The organism is Pseudomonas sp. ME-P-057, assembly GCF_030208975.1.
Classification (GTDB): Bacteria; Pseudomonadota; Gammaproteobacteria; order Pseudomonadales; family Pseudomonadaceae; genus Aquipseudomonas; species Aquipseudomonas lutea.
Genome location: NZ_JARVSX010000027.1, coordinates 36,570 through 53,445, shown reverse-complemented (window position 1 = coordinate 53,445; position 16,876 = coordinate 36,570). Strand labels below are relative to the sequence as shown.

Genomic DNA, 16,876 nt, shown 5'->3' with positions numbered 1-16,876 from the left:
GTTTTTAAGGGTTGCGGATGTTAACCCCTTGCTTCGCGGAATGCAAAGCCTCTGATCGAAAAGCACTGGTCGCAGGCATGAGCGACGACTATTATGCGCGCCTTCGAATTCAGCCCCCACAAGGCGTACCCCATGCTAGTACTGGGAATGGAAACTTCCTGCGATGAGACCGGCGTTGCGCTGTACGACAGCGATCGCGGGCTGCTTGCCGATGCCTTATTCAGCCAGATCGACCTGCATCGCGTCTATGGTGGCGTGGTACCTGAGCTCGCCTCCCGCGATCACGTAAAACGCATGCTGCCCTTGATCCGTCAGGTGTTGGCGGAGGCAGACTGCGCCGTGACCGAGATCGATGCCATCGCTTATACCGCCGGTCCCGGCCTGGTCGGCGCGCTGCTGGTAGGTGCTTCATGCGCCCAGGCATTGGCGTTCGCCTGGGACATCCCGGCACTGGGCGTCCACCACATGGAAGGGCACTTGCTGGCACCCATGCTGGAAGAGAATCCGCCTCAATTCCCGTTCGTCGCTTTGTTGGTATCGGGTGGTCACACCCAGCTCGTTCGCGTCGATGGCATCGGCTTGTATGAGCTGCTCGGCGAGACGCTGGACGATGCCGCGGGCGAAGCCTTCGACAAAACGGCAAAGATGATGGGCCTGAATTACCCTGGCGGTCCGGAAATCTCGCGCTTGGCGCAATCCGGCGTAGCAGGACGGTTCCTTTTTCCGCGTCCGATGACGGATCGCCCGGGGCTGGATTTCAGCTTCAGCGGTCTCAAGACGTTCTCGCTCAACACCTGGCAGCAATGCCAAAGCGCTGGGGACGACAGCGAGCAAACCCGTTGCGACATCTCGCTGGCCTTCCAGCAGGCGGTGGTGGACACTTTGACCATCAAGTGCAAACGCGCCCTCAAGCAGACCGGGCTCAAGCGGCTGGTCATCGCCGGTGGTGTGAGCGCGAACAAAGCGTTGCGCCAGTCACTGGAGCAGATGCTCGATGGTCTGGGCGGGAACGTCTACTACGCGCGACCTGAGTTTTGCACTGACAACGGCGCCATGATCGCGTTTGCCGGGTGTCAGCGTTTGCAGGCCGGGCAGAAGGAAGGTCTAAGCATCTCGGTGCAGGCGCGCTGGCCGATGGAGCAACTTCCCGGGCTTTGACAGCGAGCCGCACCGCAACCCTGCAGACTTTCACGGGCGATCAATCAAAAATGCCGTTCGCGCCCGGCAAACAGGTCGCGTAGATTCCCCCGATGCCGCCAGACGATGAGCAAGGTCAACACACTCATCGGTAGCAACGCGTGGGGTTCCTGCCATGCCAGAAGAGGCAGGGTCAGCGGCGTGGCAATCAGCGATGCCAGTGAGCTGGTGCGGGTCAGGTAGAAGGTCAGCAGCCAGGCGCCAACGGCGAGCAGGGCGGCTGGCGGATACAGGGCGAGTAACATGCCGGCGGCTGTGGCCACGCCTTTGCCGCCTCGAAATCGAAAATACAGCGGGAAAAGATGACCCAGGACTGCGCACAGTCCGACCCAGGCCTGCAGGCGTGGATCCAGGCCCAGTCCACTGGCGATCAGCACCGGGATCATCCCCTTGCAAACATCGCCGATCAGGGTCAGTACGGCGAGTTTTTTACCCGCCAGGCGCAGCATGTTGGTCGCGCCGGCGTTACCCGAACCACTGGCGCGCGGGTCCGGGCGACCGGTTATGCGGCTAAGCAGGATGGCAAAGGACAGCGAACCGAGCAGGTAGGCGAGGACCGCCAGTAACCAAAACATGCTAACCATTCCGGGCGAGTTTGCCCTGATTCTAACGGCGCATTGCGCCCTTGTCGTGCAGCGGAGAGACAGGCTTGGACATAGTTTTCATTGAGGGTCTGGAGGTCGATACCGTCATCGGCGCCTACGACTGGGAGCGTGGCATTCGCCAGTGCCTGCGTCTGGACCTGAGCTTTGCCTGGGACAATCGACCTGCTGCGGCTGATGATGACCTGAGCAAGGCGCTCGACTACGCGAGCGTGTCAGCGCGGATCCAGACATTTGCCGAAGCCTCTCAGTTCCAGTTGGTCGAGACCTTTGCCGAGCGGCTGGCGCACGTGCTGATGAGTGAATTCGGGATTCCCTGGCTGCGCCTCAAGTTGACCAAGCCAGGGGCCGTACCTGCGGCTAAGGGCGTTGGCGTGGAGATCGAGCGCGGATGCCGCTGACACGGGTGTTTCTGGGGCTGGGCAGCAACATCGACCGAGAGCGAAACTTGGGCGCGGGACTTGATGCGCTTGCAGACTTCCTCCTCGACATGACCTGCTCTCCGGTGTTTGAAAGTCATCCTGTGGGCATCAAGAGCGGGCCGTTTATAAATCTGGTGGTCTCGGCGCTGACGAATTTGCCCCTCATGGAGCTGGATCGCCGGTTGAAATTCATCGAAGCCGACAACGGACGTTATGCGCCTGATCGCAAGGGGTTGCCGCTGGATATCGACGTGCTGCTCTTCGATGATCAGGTCGGCAACTTCGATGGTTTGATCTTGCCGCGCGCCGAAATTCTCAAGAACGCGTTCGTATTATGGCCGCTGTCCCTGATCGCGCCGCAGCGTCTGCACCCCGAAGCCGGTGTGTCGTTCGCCCGGCTGTGGGCCGACGCCAATATCGATCAGAAGCTTTGGCCGGTTGCCTTTGAATGGCGGGGCGAGCCACTGACGCCGCCGGCGCTGCTCGCTTCCGTTTAACGGGGCAGTCAAGACGCGCAGGGGTTGCCAATCAGGCGACCCGCTCACCTAATGTTGATAGGACGCCTTGTACACCTTCAATGTGTCCAGTCGCTCGCGCTTAAGCGCCTCACCCAGCTGCAGACCCTGATAACCCTTCTCCAGCAGCGGTTGGGCGGCGACCTGGCGCGCCGCCGCGGCAGCGCCGCGCAGGTATTCGGCCTGCGGATAGGTGCGGTCTTCAAAGCCCTTGCGCCCACGTGCGTCCATTTCGCAGGCGGCAATGAACTCCTCGAACCGTTGGGGGCGACGGTAGATGTCAAAACTCTGCAGCAGATCCAGTAATGCCGAGGGCTTGAGTTCCAGAGCCCGGTGGCCATGGGTATGAAATTCGCCAACCAGTAACGCCAGTTCCTGACAGTCCCTCGGCACCTTGAAGCGCAGATTCACTGCCATGATCGCTTTGAGTCCCGTGTGTTCATGGCCGATGTGGGAGGGCCATTCCTCTGGCGGCGTGAGCCCTTTTCCTACGTCGTGCAGCAAGCACGCCCAACGAACGCTCAGCGGCTGATGGTGTACGGCACATTGACGCAATACGCTGAGGACATGGGCGCCGGTGTCGATTTCCGGGTGGTGCGCTTCGGGCTGTGGCACGCCGAACAGTGCGTCGATCTCAGGCATCAGCACGGTCAGAGCACCGCACGCTTGTAACACCTCGATGAACACCTGGGGTTCGTTTTCCATGAGTGCCCGGGAGATTTCCTTCCAGCTGCGCTCGGGAGTCAGCGCCTGAAGCTCGCCTGATTCGCTCAATTGGCGCATCAATTCCAGAGTCTGTGGCGCGATGGTGAAACCGTCTGCGGCATAACGCGCGGCGAAGCGGGCGACGCGCAGAACGCGTAAGGGATCTTCGGCGAACGCCGGTGAAACGTGACGCAAAACCTTTGCTTCCAAATCCTGCTGCCCGTGATAAGGGTCAGTCAATTGGCCATTCTTGTCTTCCGCAATCGCATTGATGGTCAGGTCTCTGCGAATCAGATCCTGCTCTAGCGTGACGTCGGGATCAGCGTGAAAGACGAAGCCGCCATAGCCTTTGCCCGTCTTGCGCTCGGTGCGCGCCAAGGCATATTCCTCGCCGGTAAGCGGGTGCAGGAAAACCGGAAAATCCGTCCCTACTGGGCGATAGCCCTTGACCAGCATTTCCTCGGTCGACGCGCCTACTACCACCCAGTCGACATCGGTGACCGGCTTGCCAAGCAGGCGATCGCGAACCGCGCCGCCAACTTTATAAATCTGCATAAAAAAGCCTCCGTGAGGGCGACAGGATAAACCTTAAGTCGCGATCGCGGAGGCTGAAACACTCATGGGTTATAAGTGGACGACCGCCATATCCAGCCGGGGATATTCACTGTCAGCGTGTTCGCTTCTCGGTGGCACGTGGTGGATTTTCATGACCTGATCGCCTTGCAGCGTCTCCAGGTGGATGTCGAAACCCCACAGCCGGTGCAGATGTTTCAATACCTCGTCCGTGGAATCTCCCAGGGGTTTGCGGTCGTGTTGTTGATGGCGCAGGGTCAGCGAGCGATCGCCGCGGCGGTCGATGCTGTAGATCTGCACATTGGGTTCGCGATTGCCGAGGTTGTATTGCGCAGCGAGGGTTTCACGAATGATCTTGTAGCCGGGTTCGTCATGGATGGCGGGCACCAGCAGATCGTCCTTTTGGTCGTCGTCCAGAATGCTGAACAGTTTCAGGTCGCGGATAACCTTGGGTGACAAGTATTGCAGGATGAAGCTCTCGTCCTTGAAGCTACTCATCGCAAATTTCACCGCCGTGAGCCAGTCGGTGCCTGCGAGATCGGGGAACCAGTGATAGTCCTCTTCGGTCGGGTGCTCGCACATCCGCCGGATGTCCTGGTACATGGCAAAGCCTAATGTGTAGGGATTGATGCCGCTGTAGTAGGGACTGTCGAACCCCGGCTGAAAGACCACGCTGGTGTGGGATGTCAGGAATTCGAGCATGAAGCCGTCAGTCACCAGACCTTCATCGTACAGATCGTTTATCAGGGTGTAGTGCCAGAACGTTGCCCAACCTTCGTTCATGACCTGGGTCTGACGCTGTGGATAAAAATACTGCGCGATCTTGCGCACGATGCGCACCACTTCGCGCTGCCATGGCTCCTGTAACGGCGCGTGCTTTTCAATGAAGTAGAGAATGTTTTCCTGCGGCTCGGCCGGGAAGCGGGAGTAGTCCTCCTTGTCGCTCTTGCTTGCGCTCTTTGGAATGGTTCGCCACAGATCGTTGATCTGTTTCTGCAGATGTTCTTCTCTGTCGGCCATGCGCCGCCGCTCTTCTTCCGCCGAGATCGGGTAGGGCCGTTTATATCGATCAACTCCGTAATTCATCAGGGCGTGGCAAGAGTCCAGCAGGTCCTCTACGGCGTCGATGCCATGGCGTTCTTCGCACTGCATGATGTATTGCTTGGCAAAGACAAGGTAATCGATGATCGAACTGGCGTCGGTCCAGGTGCGGAACAGGTAGTTGCCTTTGAAGAAGCTGTTGTGACCGTAGCAGGCGTGTGCGACGACCAGCGCCTGCATACAGATCGTGTTCTCCTCCATCAGATACGCGATGCACGGATCTGAATTGATGACGATCTCGTACGCCAGGCCCATCTGACCCCGGGAATAGGATTTTTCAGTGCTGAGGAAGTGTTTCCCATAGGACCAGTGGTGATAGCCCAAGGGCATGCCAACGGATGCATACGCGTCCATCATCTGCTCGGCAGTGATGACTTCAATCTGGTTGGGGTAAGTGTCCAGCGCGTAACGTTCAGCAATGCGACTGATCTCCCGGTCGTAGGCCTGGATCAGCTCGAACGTCCATTCTGAACCCGTGGAAAGGGGTTGGCGCTTCTGCTCTCTAGCGGTCATGTCACTAACCTGCGCTGGAAGAGTTCACGGAACACCGGATAGATATCACCGGCAGAGACCAGCTGCTGCTGGGCGAACGTGTCGGCAAACGCTTCGCCGATGCGCTCGTATTCAAACCACAGCGCCTGATGTTCGCGCGGCGTGATTTCGACATAGGTGTAGTACTGCACGAAAGGCATGATCTGTTTGATCAGGATGTCGCGGCAGATGGGCGAATCATCGTTCCAGTTATCGCCGTCCGATGCCTGCGCCGCGTAGATGTTCCATTCGTTGGTGGGGTAACGCTCGGCCATGATCTCTTGCATGAGTTTCAAGGCGCTTGAAACGATAGTGCCGCCGGTTTCCCGCGAATAGAAAAACTCTTCCTCATCGACTTCCCGCGCGCTGGTGTGGTGCCGGATGAAGACCACTTCGATTTTGTCGTAGTTACGCTTGAGGAATAGATAGAGCAGGATGAAGAAGCGTTTGGCGATGTCCTTGGTTGCCTGGGTCATGGACCCGGAAACATCCATCAGGCAGAACATCACCGCTTTGGAGCTGGGATTGGGTTGTTTGACCAATAGATTGTATTTGAGGTCAAAAGTGTCGAGGTAAGGCACCCGACGGATACGCGCCTGGAGTTTTTCAGCTTCGATTTCCAGTTCCTGGATGTCGCCGAAGTTATCGGGCTCTTCAATCTTCAAACGGTCCAGCTCAGCCAGCACTTGTCGTAATTTCGCCCGGCTGCTGCCGGACAACGCGATACGCCGGGCGTGTGCCGAGCGTAGCGTTCGAATGATGTTGATGCGCGATGGATTGCCTTCGTTGCTGATGCCTGCGCGAACGGTCTTGAACGTGTCGGTGCCCGAGAGGTTACGTTTGACCAGATTAGGCAGTTCCAGGTCTTCGAACATGAACTCCAGAAACTCTTCCTGAGTGATCTGAAACACAAACTCATCCATGCCTTCGCCGGAATTGCCCGCTTTGCCTGGTCCTTTGCCACCGCCGCCACCTTGGGGGCGTGCGATGTGCTCCCCTGTGGTGAATTCCTTGTTTCCCGGATGCACAACCGTTTGCTTGCCGCCACGGCCATGGTGCAGAACCGGTTCGTCTATATCCCGGCCCGGAATACTGATCTGCTCACCGTGCTCCATGTCGGTGATTGAGCGCCGGCTAACGGCTTCTTCGACTGCTTTCTTGATGTGATCACGGTAACGACGCAAAAAGCGCTGCCGATTTACCGTGCTCTTGTTCTTGCCATTGAGACGTCGGTCGATCACATAGCTCATAGGCCCCTCCGGGGAGCTTCAAGTTGTGAGCTTCAAGCTGCAAGTCGAAGCAGTACTCTGAATATCAGATTTGACGTGCTTTTTTCTTGCAGCTTGTCGCTTGACGCTTGCAGCTGCCTTACTGCGATTTCCGGACCCGTAGGTACCATTCAGAAAGTAGCCGTACCTGCTTGTCGGTATAGCCCCGCTCGACCATTCGTGTGACGAAATCGTTGTGTTTTTGCTGGTCCTCCTTGCTGGCCTTGGCGTTGAAGCTGATGACGGGCAGCAAGTCTTCGGTGTTGGAGAACATCTTCTTCTCGATCACCACCCGCAGCTTCTCGTAGCTCAGCCAGGTTGGATTTTTGCCATTGTTATTCGCACGGGCACGCAGCACGAAGTTGACGATCTCGTTGCGGAAGTCTTTCGGGTTACTGATGCCAGCCGGTTTTTCGATTTTCTCCAATTCTTCATTCAGCGCGATGCGGTTGAGGATCTCGCCCGTTTCCGGATCGCGGTATTCCTGATCCTGAATCCAGAAGTCCGCGTACAAAACGTAGCGATCAAAGATGTTCTGGCCGTACTCGCTGTAAGACTCGAGGTAGGCAGTCTGTATTTCTTTGCCGATGAACTCGATGTAGCGCGGCGCCAGATACTCTTTGAGGAATCGCAAATAGCGCTCGCGGGTTTCCGCCTGGAATTGCTCCTGTTCGATCTGTTGCTCCAGGACGTACAGCAAGTGAACCGGGTTGGCAGCGATTTCGTGAGGGTCGAAGTTGAATACCTTCGAGAGGATCTTGAACGCGAATCGGGTCGAAAGACCATTCATGCCCTCGTCGACGCCAGCGCTGTCGCGGTATTCCTGAATCGATTTGGCTTTAGGATCGGTGTCTTTGAGGTTTTCGCCGTCGTACACCCTCATCTTCGAATAGATGTTGGAGTTGTCTGGCTCTTTAAGACGCGACAGTACCGTAAATTGCGCCAGCATCTTCAGCGTGTCGGGAGCACAGTGCGCCTTGGCCAGCGAACTGTTGAACAGCAATTTATCGTAAATCTTGATCTCGTCACTGACGCGCAGGCAGTACGGTACTTTGACGATGTAAATCCGGTCGATAAACGCTTCGTTGTTCTTGTTGTTACGGAAACTGTGCCATTCCGACTCATTGGAGTGGGCCAGCAATATGCCGGTGAACGGAATCGCGCCGAGCCCTTCGGTACTGTTGTAATTGCCTTCCTGAGTGGCCGTCAGCAGTGGATGAAGCACCTTGATGGGCGCCTTGAACATCTCCACAAATTCCATCAAGCCCTGGTTGGCCCGGCACAGTGCGCCCGAGTAGCTGTAAGCATCAGCGTCGTTCTGTGGGTACTCTTCAAGCTTGCGGATATCAACTTTACCCACAAGCGCCGATATGTCCTGGTTGTTTTCGTCACCGGGCTCGGTCTTGGCGACGGCAATCTGGTTGAGAATGGAAGGGTAGAGCTTGACCACCTTGAACTGGCTGATATCTCCGCCAAACTCTGCCAGGCGTTTGGTCGCCCAGGGCGACATGATGGTATTCAGATAGCGGCGCGGGATGCCGTAGTCCTCTTCGAGGATCGTCCCGTCTTCGCCAGGTTTGAACAGGCCCAGGGGCGATTCGAAAACCGGGGAGCCCTTGATGGCATAGAAAGGTATTTTTTCAACGAGCTGTTTGAGTTTTTCGGCCAGGGACGATTTGCCGCCGCCCACCGGGCCAAGCAGGTAAAGGATCTGCTTTTTCTCTTCCAGGCCCTGCGCGGCATGACGGAAGTACGACACGATTTGCTCGATGCAGTCCTCCATGCCGTGAAAGTCTTCGAACGCCGGATAGCGCCGAATGACCTTGTTGGAGAAGATCCTGGACAACCGGGAATTGGTCGACGTGTCGAACAATTCAGGCTCGCCGATGGCCATGAGCAAACGTTCTGCCGCGGACGCGTATGCACTGCGATCGGTTTTGCAGAGCTCAAGATACTCCTGCAGCGAGAGCTCTTCCTGCCGTGTCGATTCAAAGCGTTGTTGGAAGTGGCTAAAAATACTCATGACGTCACCTCGCTCGATACGTGGAGCCGGCGGCGGATCGTCAGTTGATGCTGGATGGACGCCGATCACTCGGCTCCCATTACCCCCCAAACACCATAAAAGTAGCGACCGATGACCCGCGCGCCGGTGTACCGGCTCTCCCCTGATTCGGATGGCCTGAGGCTAAGAGTAGTTCGGATTCGGGCACAGAAAGAAGCGATCCACATGAACAGGGAGTACCCGTTCGTCAGATCAGGGCGCGAGCCCGCGTAGGACGCGGGATAGCGCCTGGCAAATATTTTTACGATTCAGCCTTGAGCGGTTTCGTGCGGAAATTGGTTTTTCCACAGCTCAAACCCGCCGTCCATGCTGTAGACCTCAGAGAAGCCCTGGCCCACAAGATAGGCGGCTGCGCTCTGACTGGAGTTGCCGTGGTAGCAAAGTACGACCAACGGTTTGTCCAGATCAGCCTGCTGGATGAAGTCGGCGATGGAATGATTATCGAGGTGGTGCGACCCCGGAATGTGATGGGTGGCGTAGGTCTGCGCATCGCGCACGTCTACCAGCACAGCGCCATTCTCGCGCAGGGCATGGACTTGTTCGGGTGAGATGCGTTTGAAGTCGGTCATGGCTCGGGCTCCTGGGCCGTTGGGTCCTCGAACGGTCGAGAACGTAGGAAAAAGTTACTGCGGCGGTGGCTCAGTTGCAGATATAACAGGGGCGGGCGTCTTTGAATTACCGCGCTCATCGCATTCGCACCGGATCAATGCCCGAGTGTCGACATTCATCAGCGTCATTGCGCCACCCCAGACGCAACCGGTATCGAGTGCGTAAACGCCAGGCTCGTCACATCGACCTTCAAGGGCCGCCCAGTGACCGAAAATGATACTCAGCCCTTTGGTTTTGCGCTCCTTGTGCGTAAACCACGGCGCGTAGCCTGCTGGCGCACTGTCGAGCCCTTCCTTGCTCTTGAGATCGAGCTTGCCGTCGCTGGTGCAGAAGCGCATGCGCGTGAAGTAATTGGTGATGACGCGCAGCCGGGTGACGCCTTGCAGGTCTTTGTCCCACTTGGCAGGTTCGTTGCCGTACATGCCATCAAGGAAAGGCTCGAACCGATTGTCATCGCGCAATGCTTCCTCGACCTCTTCCGCGCAGCGCATCGCCTTTTTCAGGGTCCACTGCGGCGGGATGCCGGCGTGCACCAATGCAATGTCCCGATCAGCGTCGTAATGCATCAGTTTTTGTTGGCGCAACCAGTCGAGCAACACAACGGCGTCCGGCGCTTCGAGTATCTCGCGCAGGGTGTCGCCTTTTTTCAGTCGTTCGATGTTGCGAACTGCGGCGAGCAGGTGCAGGTCATGATTGCCAAGCACGCACACGATCGAGTCGCGCATCGCATAGAGATAGCGCAGCGTTTCCAGCGACTGCGGGCCACGGTTGACCAGGTCGCCCACCAGCCAGAGCGTGTCTTTGCCAGGTTCGAACGCGACACGCTCAAGCAGGCACTTCAACGGCTCCAGGCAGCCTTGCAGGTCGCCCACGGCGTAAACCGCCATCAGTGAAGCGCCCCGGGCACGGCCAGACGAAAGGGGGCAATGATGGCGTCGAAGCGGTGACCGTCATCCGCCAGCATCTGATAGGCGCCCTGCATGTTGCCCACTTTCGTGGTCATCACAGTGCCGCTGGTGTAGGTGTGGCTCTGGCCTGGCGCAATCACTGGCTGCTGCCCTACGACGCCATCACCGCGAATTTCTTCGACCTGGCCGTCACCGTCGGTAATCACCCAGTGACGCGACAGCAGCTTGGCTGACACGGTGCCGGTGTTTCGTACGGTGATGGTGTAGGCAAAAGCGAAGCGGTTCTGCTCAGGCTGCGATTGCTCTGCTAGGAAACGGGTCTCGACGCTAACGTCGACCTGGTAACGAGAATCAGACATGCAAGAGGCCTTGGAAACGGAAGCGGAAATGCCGGAGGTAACCCGGTTGTAAGTCAGTCTAGGACAAGTCACGGATAACCGACGATGAGGCTTTGACCGGACATGACCAGGGAAGGTCAGGCTTCAGCAGGTTTTTCGCTGAGTTTGTCGGCCAGACGCACAAAGGCTGCCAGGTCCAGCTGTTCAGGACGCAGGCTCCCGTCGACACCGGCTTCGGTGATTTCCTCGCTGGTCAGCAGGGCTTTCAGCGTATTGCGCAGGGTCTTGCGGCGCTGATTGAAGGCTTCGCGGACGATGCGCTCCAGCACCCGGTGATCCTTGGCCGGATGGGGCAGGGTTTCATGCGGTACCAGTCGCACGATGGCCGAGTCGACTTTCGGTGGCGGGTTGAACGCACCAGGCCCGACATTGAACAGATGCTCGACCCGGCAGTGGTATTGCACCATGATCGAAAGACGACCCCAATCACCGCCACCCGGACCCGCCGCCAGACGCTCGACCACTTCTTTCTGCAGCATGAAATGCATGTCGCGGATCAGATGAGCGTTTTGCAGCAGGTGGAAGATCAGTGGGGTGGAGATGTTGTAGGGCAGGTTGCCGACTACGCGCAGGCTGTTGGGCGCCGCGTTCAGACTGGTGAAGTCGAACTTGAGCGCGTCGCCCTGATGCAGGCTGAAATTCGGCTGACTGCCGAACTGATGCATCAGGATGGGCACCAGGTCCTTGTCCAGCTCAACGACGTCCAGTTGCGCGCCGCTACCCAGCAGGCCCTCGGTCAAGGCGCCTTGTCCCGGGCCAATTTCCAGCATGCGGTCTTCTGCCTTGGCGCGGATGGAGCGCAGGATCTTGTCGATCACGCCCGCGTCATGCAGGAAATTCTGACCAAAACGCTTGCGCGCCTTGTGTTGGTATTGCTCATTCATGAATGGGTCTCGGCCATCTGGTAGGCGGTTTCCAGGGCGACCCTGAGGCTGCCGGTGTCGATCTTGCCAGTGCCTGCCAGATCCAGCGCAGTGCCGTGATCCACGGAGGTACGAATGATCGGCAGGCCCAGCGTGATATTGACGGCGGCGCCGAAGCCTTTGTACTTCAGCACGGGCAGGCCCTGGTCGTGGTACATCGCCAGCACTGCGTCGCAGTGCTCCAGATATTTAGGGGTGAAAAGCGTATCGGCGGGCAGCGGACCACGTAAATCCATGCCCTCGCTGCGCAGACGCTCCAGAGTGGGTTCGATGATGTCGATTTCTTCGCGGCCCAGGTGGCCGCTCTCGCCGGCATGCGGATTCAGACCGCAGACCAGGATACGCGGGCGAGCAATGCCGAATTTGCCGGCCAGGTCGGCGTGCAGAATGCGGGTCACGCGTTCAAGCCGTTCAACGGTGATCGCATCGGCCACGTCACGCAGGGGCAGGTGAGTGGTCACCAGTGCAACCCGCAGATCACCGGTTGCCAGCATCATTACCACTTGTTCGGTGTGCGTGAGCTCGGCCAGGAATTCGGTATGCCCAGAGAAGGCAATCCCGCTGTCATTGATCACGCCCTTGTGCACGGGTGCGGTAATCATGCCAGCGAAGTGTCCGTCCATGCAGCCGCGGCCCGCCCGGGTGAGCGTTTCGAGTACGAAAGCACCGTTGGCTTTATCCAGCTGACCTGCCTTGACCGGCGTTTGGGTGGGAGTGTCCCACACGTACAGGCTTCCAACGGGAGCAGGAAGGTCTGGCCAGGCATCAGGGGTCACAGGGAGCAGGCTGACAGCCACACCCAGCTGCGCGGCCCGCTCGGTGAGCAGGTCGCAGCTGGTGATGGCAATCAGGGGGTAGGGCTGAGGCTGTGCGGCGAGCAGCAGGCAGAGGTCAGGACCAATGCCAGCGGGCTCGCCGGGTGTCAGTGCGAAACGCTGAGGTTTCACTTGGCAGCCTGGTCAGCTCCGGGGAGCTTGATCTCGACATAGGCTTCATCACGGATCTGGCGCAGCCAGGTTTGCAGCTCTTCGTCGTATTTGCGGTTACGCAGGACGGTCATCGCCTGTTGCTCGCGAGCCTGACTGGTGCTGTCCGTCGAGCGACGGCCAAGGACTTCCAGGACGTGCCAGCCGAATTGAGTTTCGAACGGCTTGGACACAACACCCTGAGCGGTTTCGTTCATCACGTCACGGAACTCCGGCACCAGCGAACGTGGGTCTACCCAGTTCATGTCGCCGCCGTTGAGCGCCGAGCCTGGATCTTCAGAGAAGCTTTTCGCCAGTTCGCCGAAGTCTTCGCCATTCTGGATGCGATCGTAGATACGTTGCGCCAGCAGCTTGGTCTCGGCTGGACTGCGGATTTCGCTTGGCTTGATCAGAATGTGACGGACGTGTACCTCGTCGCGCATCTGGGTCTGAGTTTCGCCGCCGCGTTTTTCCAGCAACTTGAGAATGATGAAGCCGCCTGGAGTACGCGCCGGGGGAGTGACCTCACCTGGACGCATCGACGAGAGCATGTCGCCGAACGGAGGCGGAAGCTGAGCAGCTTTACGCCAGCCCATGTCACCACCGTCCAGAGCACTTTCACTGGCCGACGACGCAATCGCCATCTGCTCGAAGTTCGCACCCTGTTGCAGTTTGCCGTAGAGGTCTTTGGCTTTAGCTGCCGCAGCCTGGATTTGATCCGACGTCGCGCTGTCCGGCGTCGGGATCAAGATGTTGGCCAGGTGAAACTCTTCGGAGAACTGAGCCTTGCCCATGTCGGAAGCGAGGAAGTTTTTAACTTCCTGCTCCGAGACCTGAATGCGCTCGGCGACGCGGCGCTGACGCACACGGCTGATGATCATTTCCCGGCGAATCTGCTCCCGCGCGCTGGTGTAGGACAGCCCGTCGTGGGTCAGAGCGGCCTTGAACTGCTCAACGCTCATATTGTTGCGCTGAGCAATGGTGGCAACCGCCTGGTTCAACTCTTCATCGCTGATGCGAATGCCGGAGCGTTCGCCGATCTGAATCTGCAGGTTCTCCAGAATCAGACGATCCAGAACCTGAGATTCAAGCGCGCTTGCAGGCGGAACGCCCTGGCCGCGCTTGGCAATGGTTTGCTGAACTTCACGGGTACGCTGGTCGAGCTGGCTTTGCATGACCACGTCGTTGTCGACGATGGCAACTACCTTGTCGATGGTGCGCACTTCAGCGTGCGCCACGGTACCCATGAGCAGCGCGCCCAGCATCAGCGGGCGCAGACAATCAGAAAGCTTGGTCTTCACGTTCACGATAACCTTGGATGCCTTTGTCGAGGAAGCTTTCAACTTTCTGGCCAACTACGCCGCCAAGTCCCTTCAACACGATTTGTAGGAAGACGCCGCGGTCGCCTTTTTCGTTCTGCGGTACTTCTTGAGTGGACTCGTCGTAGTCGACCCAGTACCGGTTGATCAGACGCAGCTTCCAGCAGCAATTGTCATATTCAAAACCACCAAAGGCTTCGAGAGTGCGGTCGCGGTTGTAGTCGTACTGCCACCGCGCGATAGCGCTCCACTGCGGAACCACAGGCCAGATGACCGAGAAGTCATGTTGCTGGATCTTGTAGTAGTCCTTGATGACCCGGCCGTCCGGATAGGTGTAATCACCGCCGCCCACGCTCCAGCGACCTGTTGTCTGGTCGTACCGGACCTGGTCGTTGCGATAGCGGTAGCCGGCGTTGATGATCTTGCCCGGCTCATCTTCAGGCTGGTAGTGGAGCATTGCACTGCCGGAACGGGTGCTGCGGCTGTCCGGGTCCCAGTTGAAGTCGGACGATGCACGCCAGTCGCGGTTAAAGCGGTATTCATATTCGAGCGCGTATGGAGACACGTCGGACTGAGCGTCCTTGCGGTCTTCGTAGCTGATGCCTGGCAGCTGCACCTTGCGATCAGCGAAGTACACGGCTTGGCCAATGCTGAAGCGTTGGCGTTCAAAGCCGTTTTCTTCGATCCAGCGATTGGTCACGCCCAACGACAGCTTGTTCTCGTCGCCGATTCGGTCGGAGCCGACGAAACGGTTGTCGCGGAACAGCGAGGCGTAGTTGAAGGTGGTTTCACCCGAGTCGAAAATCGGGATGTCGGTCTGATCCTTCTCAGGCACATAGAGGTAGTACAGACGCGGTTCCAGGGTCTGGCGATAATCCTTGCCGAACCAGTTGGTGTTGCGATCAAAGTACAGGCCGCTGTCAACGCTGAAAATCGGGACGCTGCGGTTTTCACTGCTGTGATACGTCTCATCTGCAAGCAATGTGCGCTTGCCCTGAGCGTCCAGGTCCAGATCGTACTGGGTGTAGACGTATTTCAGTTTAGGCGTCACATAACCGTAGCTGGCGGTCAGCGGGAGGCTTACCGATGGCGCCAGGTTCAAACGATCGCCATTGGCGCGCGCCAGACCGCTGACGTTCTGGTCCAGACGCCGGGAAGCAATACCGTCTTCGTCAACGAAGTCACCATCACGCAGGTCACGGTCGAAACGGACCAGTTCGGTCTCGTAGTCGAACTTGAAGCCCGCTGGCTGGAATGGAAGCGAGCCGTTCAGCGTGAGCTGGGGCAGGCGGCCATAAGGCGTGATCTGGGTGACGGTTGTCAGTTGATACTGCTGAGCGTTCAGCGTCGCGGTGTAATTGTCGCCGCGGTAGTAAAGAGCGCCCTGCTGGTTCAGATAGTCCTTGGTGCTCACGCCTTCCTGACCACTCTTCAGGTCACGGAAGTAGTACGGATCACTGACCTTGGTGTAGTCGATCTTGCTGGTCAGGCGAGAATCCAGACCACTGCGGTCCTGCCAGTTGATCAGCCAGCGAGTGTCTTTGTAATCCGATTGCTGCTTGCGATCGTCATCATCGTCGTTGAGGTAGGCCGCACCGAACTGACCTTCGCTGGTTTTGGTCAGGTAACGGAACTCGCCTTCCAGCAACAGGCCGCGCTTGGCCATGTAGGTCGGGTACAACGTGGCGTCGTAGTTCGGCGCCAGGTTGAAGTAGTACGGAGTGAGCAACGAGAAGCCGGTGTCACTGCTGGTGCCGAAAGTTGGCGGCAGGAAGCCTGACTGGCGACGATCGTCGATCGGGAAATAGATGTAAGGCGTGTACAGGACAGGAATGTCGTGGACGCGCAGGGTGGCGTTGGTGGCCGTACCGAAACCGGTGGCCGGGTTCAGGGTGATGTTGTTGCCCTTGACCGTCCACGCGTTGCTGTTCGGTTCGCACGTGGTGTACGTGCCGTCCTTCAAGCGGATGATCGCGTTCTCGGCACGACGAGCGTACAGCGCATTACCGCGCACGTTGTTCTTGTGCAGCACGTACTCGGCGTTGTCGACTTTCGCCTCGCCGGTGTCGAGCTGGACTTCGGCGTGGTCGCCGACAATCAGTGCGCCGTTGTCGCGCAGACGGACATCGCCGTTCAGCTCGCCACGGTTTTCGGCCTGATGCAGGCTGGCTTCGTCAGCCTCGACCTGCATGCTGCCCTGACGCATGACAACGTCACCGGCCAGGGTCGCGACCTGTTCTTCCTGCTGATACCGCGAAGCCTTGGCGCCGATGAAAGTCGGTGCGTCGCTCTTGGGTGTCTTGTCGTCCATGCCCGGACGGATCGGTTCGATGTACGCACCCGAGCAGTAAGGACCGGTCTCAGCCAATTGGGCTGCGGTCAGCTTTTCGCGGGGAACCCAGTCGAGGTGGCTGTAATCGGCGCTGCGCGATTTCAGGCCACGGCCTTTGGCCTCGGTGACCAGCATCGTTTTGGGCACGACTTCGCCATCGGAGGTGGTGGTCGTTTGAGCGCCGCCTGCCGTGCTGCTGCTGCTGTTGGACGAAACACTGTTGGCGTCGTGCACGGGGCGCGGAGGCAACTGGGCTGCGTTGGTTTTCGGAGAGCAATCCCATGCACCTGTTGCAGACACCGAGCAGTCATACTGTTCGGCGGCAACCACGTACGGGACGGCCAGAGGTTGCATCGCCAGCAGACTGCCGGTTACGAGCAACGGAAATTTTTTACGAAACGCGGGGGATTTCAATGCCATCTTATTAGTCCGGGCTTCCTGCGCGC

At 58.3% G+C, this 16,876-nt stretch carries 15 protein-coding genes; 3 read left to right on the top strand and 12 right to left on the bottom strand.

The annotated features are described in order from the left end of the window. The first annotated feature begins 132 nt into the window (after positions 1 to 132). Positions 133 to 1,158, top strand: coding sequence for a tRNA (adenosine(37)-N6)-threonylcarbamoyltransferase complex transferase subunit TsaD (tsaD, locus tag QRN48_RS15220; protein ID WP_191944549.1), 1,026 nt, complete (start codon positions 133 to 135; stop codon positions 1,156 to 1,158). Between the two features lie 44 nt (positions 1,159 to 1,202). On the opposite strand, the gene plsY is transcribed toward tsaD, so the two are convergent. Next, positions 1,203 to 1,772 (bottom strand): glycerol-3-phosphate 1-O-acyltransferase PlsY, encoded by a 570-nt coding sequence (plsY, locus tag QRN48_RS15215; protein WP_037019130.1) that lies wholly within the window; start codon positions 1,770 to 1,772, stop codon positions 1,203 to 1,205. A 74-nt stretch (positions 1,773 to 1,846) separates the two neighbouring features. Here plsY and folB point away from each other — a divergent pair, with 74 nt between their 5' ends. Together folB and folK are read left to right on the top strand one after the other, a co-directional pair. Further along, the gene (gene folB / locus QRN48_RS15210; protein WP_285351463.1) at positions 1,847 to 2,200 is read left to right on the top strand and encodes a dihydroneopterin aldolase; all 354 of its coding nucleotides are present in this window, start codon (positions 1,847 to 1,849) and stop codon (positions 2,198 to 2,200) included. Beyond that, positions 2,191 to 2,718 carry a 2-amino-4-hydroxy-6-hydroxymethyldihydropteridine diphosphokinase gene (gene folK, locus QRN48_RS15205; RefSeq protein ID WP_037019134.1) on the top strand — a complete coding sequence of 176 codons (528 nt, stop codon included), beginning with the start codon at positions 2,191 to 2,193 and terminating at the stop codon, positions 2,716 to 2,718. The genes folB and folK overlap by 10 nt, the downstream gene beginning before the upstream one ends. 48 nt (positions 2,719 to 2,766) lie before the next feature. On the opposite strand, the gene QRN48_RS15200 is transcribed toward folK, so the two are convergent. From QRN48_RS15200 to QRN48_RS15150, 11 genes are all read right to left on the bottom strand, one after another. Next, positions 2,767 to 3,996, bottom strand: a complete 1,230-nt coding sequence (locus QRN48_RS15200; protein WP_191944547.1) for a multifunctional CCA addition/repair protein — start codon at positions 3,994 to 3,996, stop codon at positions 2,767 to 2,769. Between the two features lie 69 nt (positions 3,997 to 4,065). Beyond that, positions 4,066 to 5,628: a SpoVR family protein gene (locus QRN48_RS15195; protein WP_285351460.1), complete on the bottom strand. Its 1,563-nt coding sequence runs from the start codon at positions 5,626 to 5,628 to the stop codon at positions 4,066 to 4,068. After that, the gene (locus tag QRN48_RS15190) at positions 5,625 to 6,896 is read right to left on the bottom strand and encodes a YeaH/YhbH family protein (RefSeq protein WP_191944545.1); all 1,272 of its coding nucleotides are present in this window, start codon (positions 6,894 to 6,896) and stop codon (positions 5,625 to 5,627) included. The genes QRN48_RS15195 and QRN48_RS15190 overlap by 4 nt, the downstream gene beginning before the upstream one ends. 118 nt (positions 6,897 to 7,014) lie before the next feature. Continuing rightward, complete coding sequence (locus QRN48_RS15185; protein ID WP_037019147.1) at positions 7,015 to 8,937, bottom strand: PrkA family serine protein kinase; 1,923 nt, start codon at positions 8,935 to 8,937, stop codon at positions 7,015 to 7,017. Positions 8,938 to 9,224: 287 nt separating this feature from the next. Continuing rightward, the gene (gene glpE / locus QRN48_RS15180) at positions 9,225 to 9,545 is read right to left on the bottom strand and encodes a thiosulfate sulfurtransferase GlpE (RefSeq protein ID WP_191944544.1); all 321 of its coding nucleotides are present in this window, start codon (positions 9,543 to 9,545) and stop codon (positions 9,225 to 9,227) included. A 54-nt stretch (positions 9,546 to 9,599) separates the two neighbouring features. Then, on the bottom strand, positions 9,600 to 10,472 hold the full coding sequence (locus QRN48_RS15175) for a symmetrical bis(5'-nucleosyl)-tetraphosphatase (RefSeq protein ID WP_285351456.1): 873 nt from the start codon (positions 10,470 to 10,472) through the stop codon (positions 9,600 to 9,602). Further along, positions 10,472 to 10,852, bottom strand: a complete 381-nt coding sequence (apaG, locus tag QRN48_RS15170) for a Co2+/Mg2+ efflux facilitator ApaG/CorD (protein ID WP_037019153.1) — start codon at positions 10,850 to 10,852, stop codon at positions 10,472 to 10,474. Before apaG ends, QRN48_RS15175 begins: the two co-directional genes overlap by 1 nt. 116 nt (positions 10,853 to 10,968) lie before the next feature. Further along, positions 10,969 to 11,775: a 16S rRNA (adenine(1518)-N(6)/adenine(1519)-N(6))-dimethyltransferase RsmA gene (gene rsmA, locus QRN48_RS15165; protein WP_037019154.1), complete on the bottom strand. Its 807-nt coding sequence runs from the start codon at positions 11,773 to 11,775 to the stop codon at positions 10,969 to 10,971. Beyond that, positions 11,772 to 12,761, bottom strand: coding sequence for a 4-hydroxythreonine-4-phosphate dehydrogenase PdxA (gene pdxA, locus QRN48_RS15160; protein ID WP_285351453.1), 990 nt, complete (start codon positions 12,759 to 12,761; stop codon positions 11,772 to 11,774). The genes rsmA and pdxA overlap by 4 nt, the downstream gene beginning before the upstream one ends. Next, entirely contained in the window at positions 12,758 to 14,080 is a 1,323-nt protein-coding gene (locus tag QRN48_RS15155) for a peptidylprolyl isomerase (RefSeq protein ID WP_037019306.1), read from the bottom strand. The genes pdxA and QRN48_RS15155 overlap by 4 nt, the downstream gene beginning before the upstream one ends. Further along, positions 14,061 to 16,850 carry an LPS-assembly protein LptD gene (locus QRN48_RS15150; protein ID WP_285351450.1) on the bottom strand — a complete coding sequence of 930 codons (2,790 nt, stop codon included), beginning with the start codon at positions 16,848 to 16,850 and terminating at the stop codon, positions 14,061 to 14,063. Before QRN48_RS15150 ends, QRN48_RS15155 begins: the two co-directional genes overlap by 20 nt. Positions 16,851 to 16,876: the final 26 nt, after the last annotated feature.

Excerpts from the sequence above, each read along its gene's own strand:
- tsaD (WP_191944549.1), top strand. The coding sequence starts at position 133 with ATGCTAGTACTGGGAATGGAAACTTCCTGCGATGAGACCGGCGTTGCG.
- plsY (WP_037019130.1), bottom strand. The coding sequence starts at position 1,772 with ATGTTTTGGTTACTGGCGGTCCTCGCCTACCTGCTCGGTTCGCTGTCC.
- folK (WP_037019134.1), top strand. The coding sequence starts at position 2,191 with ATGCCGCTGACACGGGTGTTTCTGGGGCTGGGCAGCAACATCGACCGA.
- QRN48_RS15200 (WP_191944547.1), bottom strand. The coding sequence starts at position 3,996 with ATGCAGATTTATAAAGTTGGCGGCGCGGTTCGCGATCGCCTGCTTGGC.
- QRN48_RS15195 (WP_285351460.1), bottom strand. The coding sequence starts at position 5,628 with ATGACCGCTAGAGAGCAGAAGCGCCAACCCCTTTCCACGGGTTCAGAA.
- QRN48_RS15190 (WP_191944545.1), bottom strand. The coding sequence starts at position 6,896 with ATGAGCTATGTGATCGACCGACGTCTCAATGGCAAGAACAAGAGCACG.
- QRN48_RS15185 (WP_037019147.1), bottom strand. The coding sequence starts at position 8,937 with ATGAGTATTTTTAGCCACTTCCAACAACGCTTTGAATCGACACGGCAG.
- glpE (WP_191944544.1), bottom strand. The coding sequence starts at position 9,545 with ATGACCGACTTCAAACGCATCTCACCCGAACAAGTCCATGCCCTGCGC.
- QRN48_RS15175 (WP_285351456.1), bottom strand. The coding sequence starts at position 10,472 with ATGGCGGTTTACGCCGTGGGCGACCTGCAAGGCTGCCTGGAGCCGTTG.
- apaG (WP_037019153.1), bottom strand. The coding sequence starts at position 10,852 with ATGTCTGATTCTCGTTACCAGGTCGACGTTAGCGTCGAGACCCGTTTC.
- rsmA (WP_037019154.1), bottom strand. The coding sequence starts at position 11,775 with ATGAATGAGCAATACCAACACAAGGCGCGCAAGCGTTTTGGTCAGAAT.
- QRN48_RS15150 (WP_285351450.1), bottom strand. The coding sequence starts at position 16,850 with ATGGCATTGAAATCCCCCGCGTTTCGTAAAAAATTTCCGTTGCTCGTA.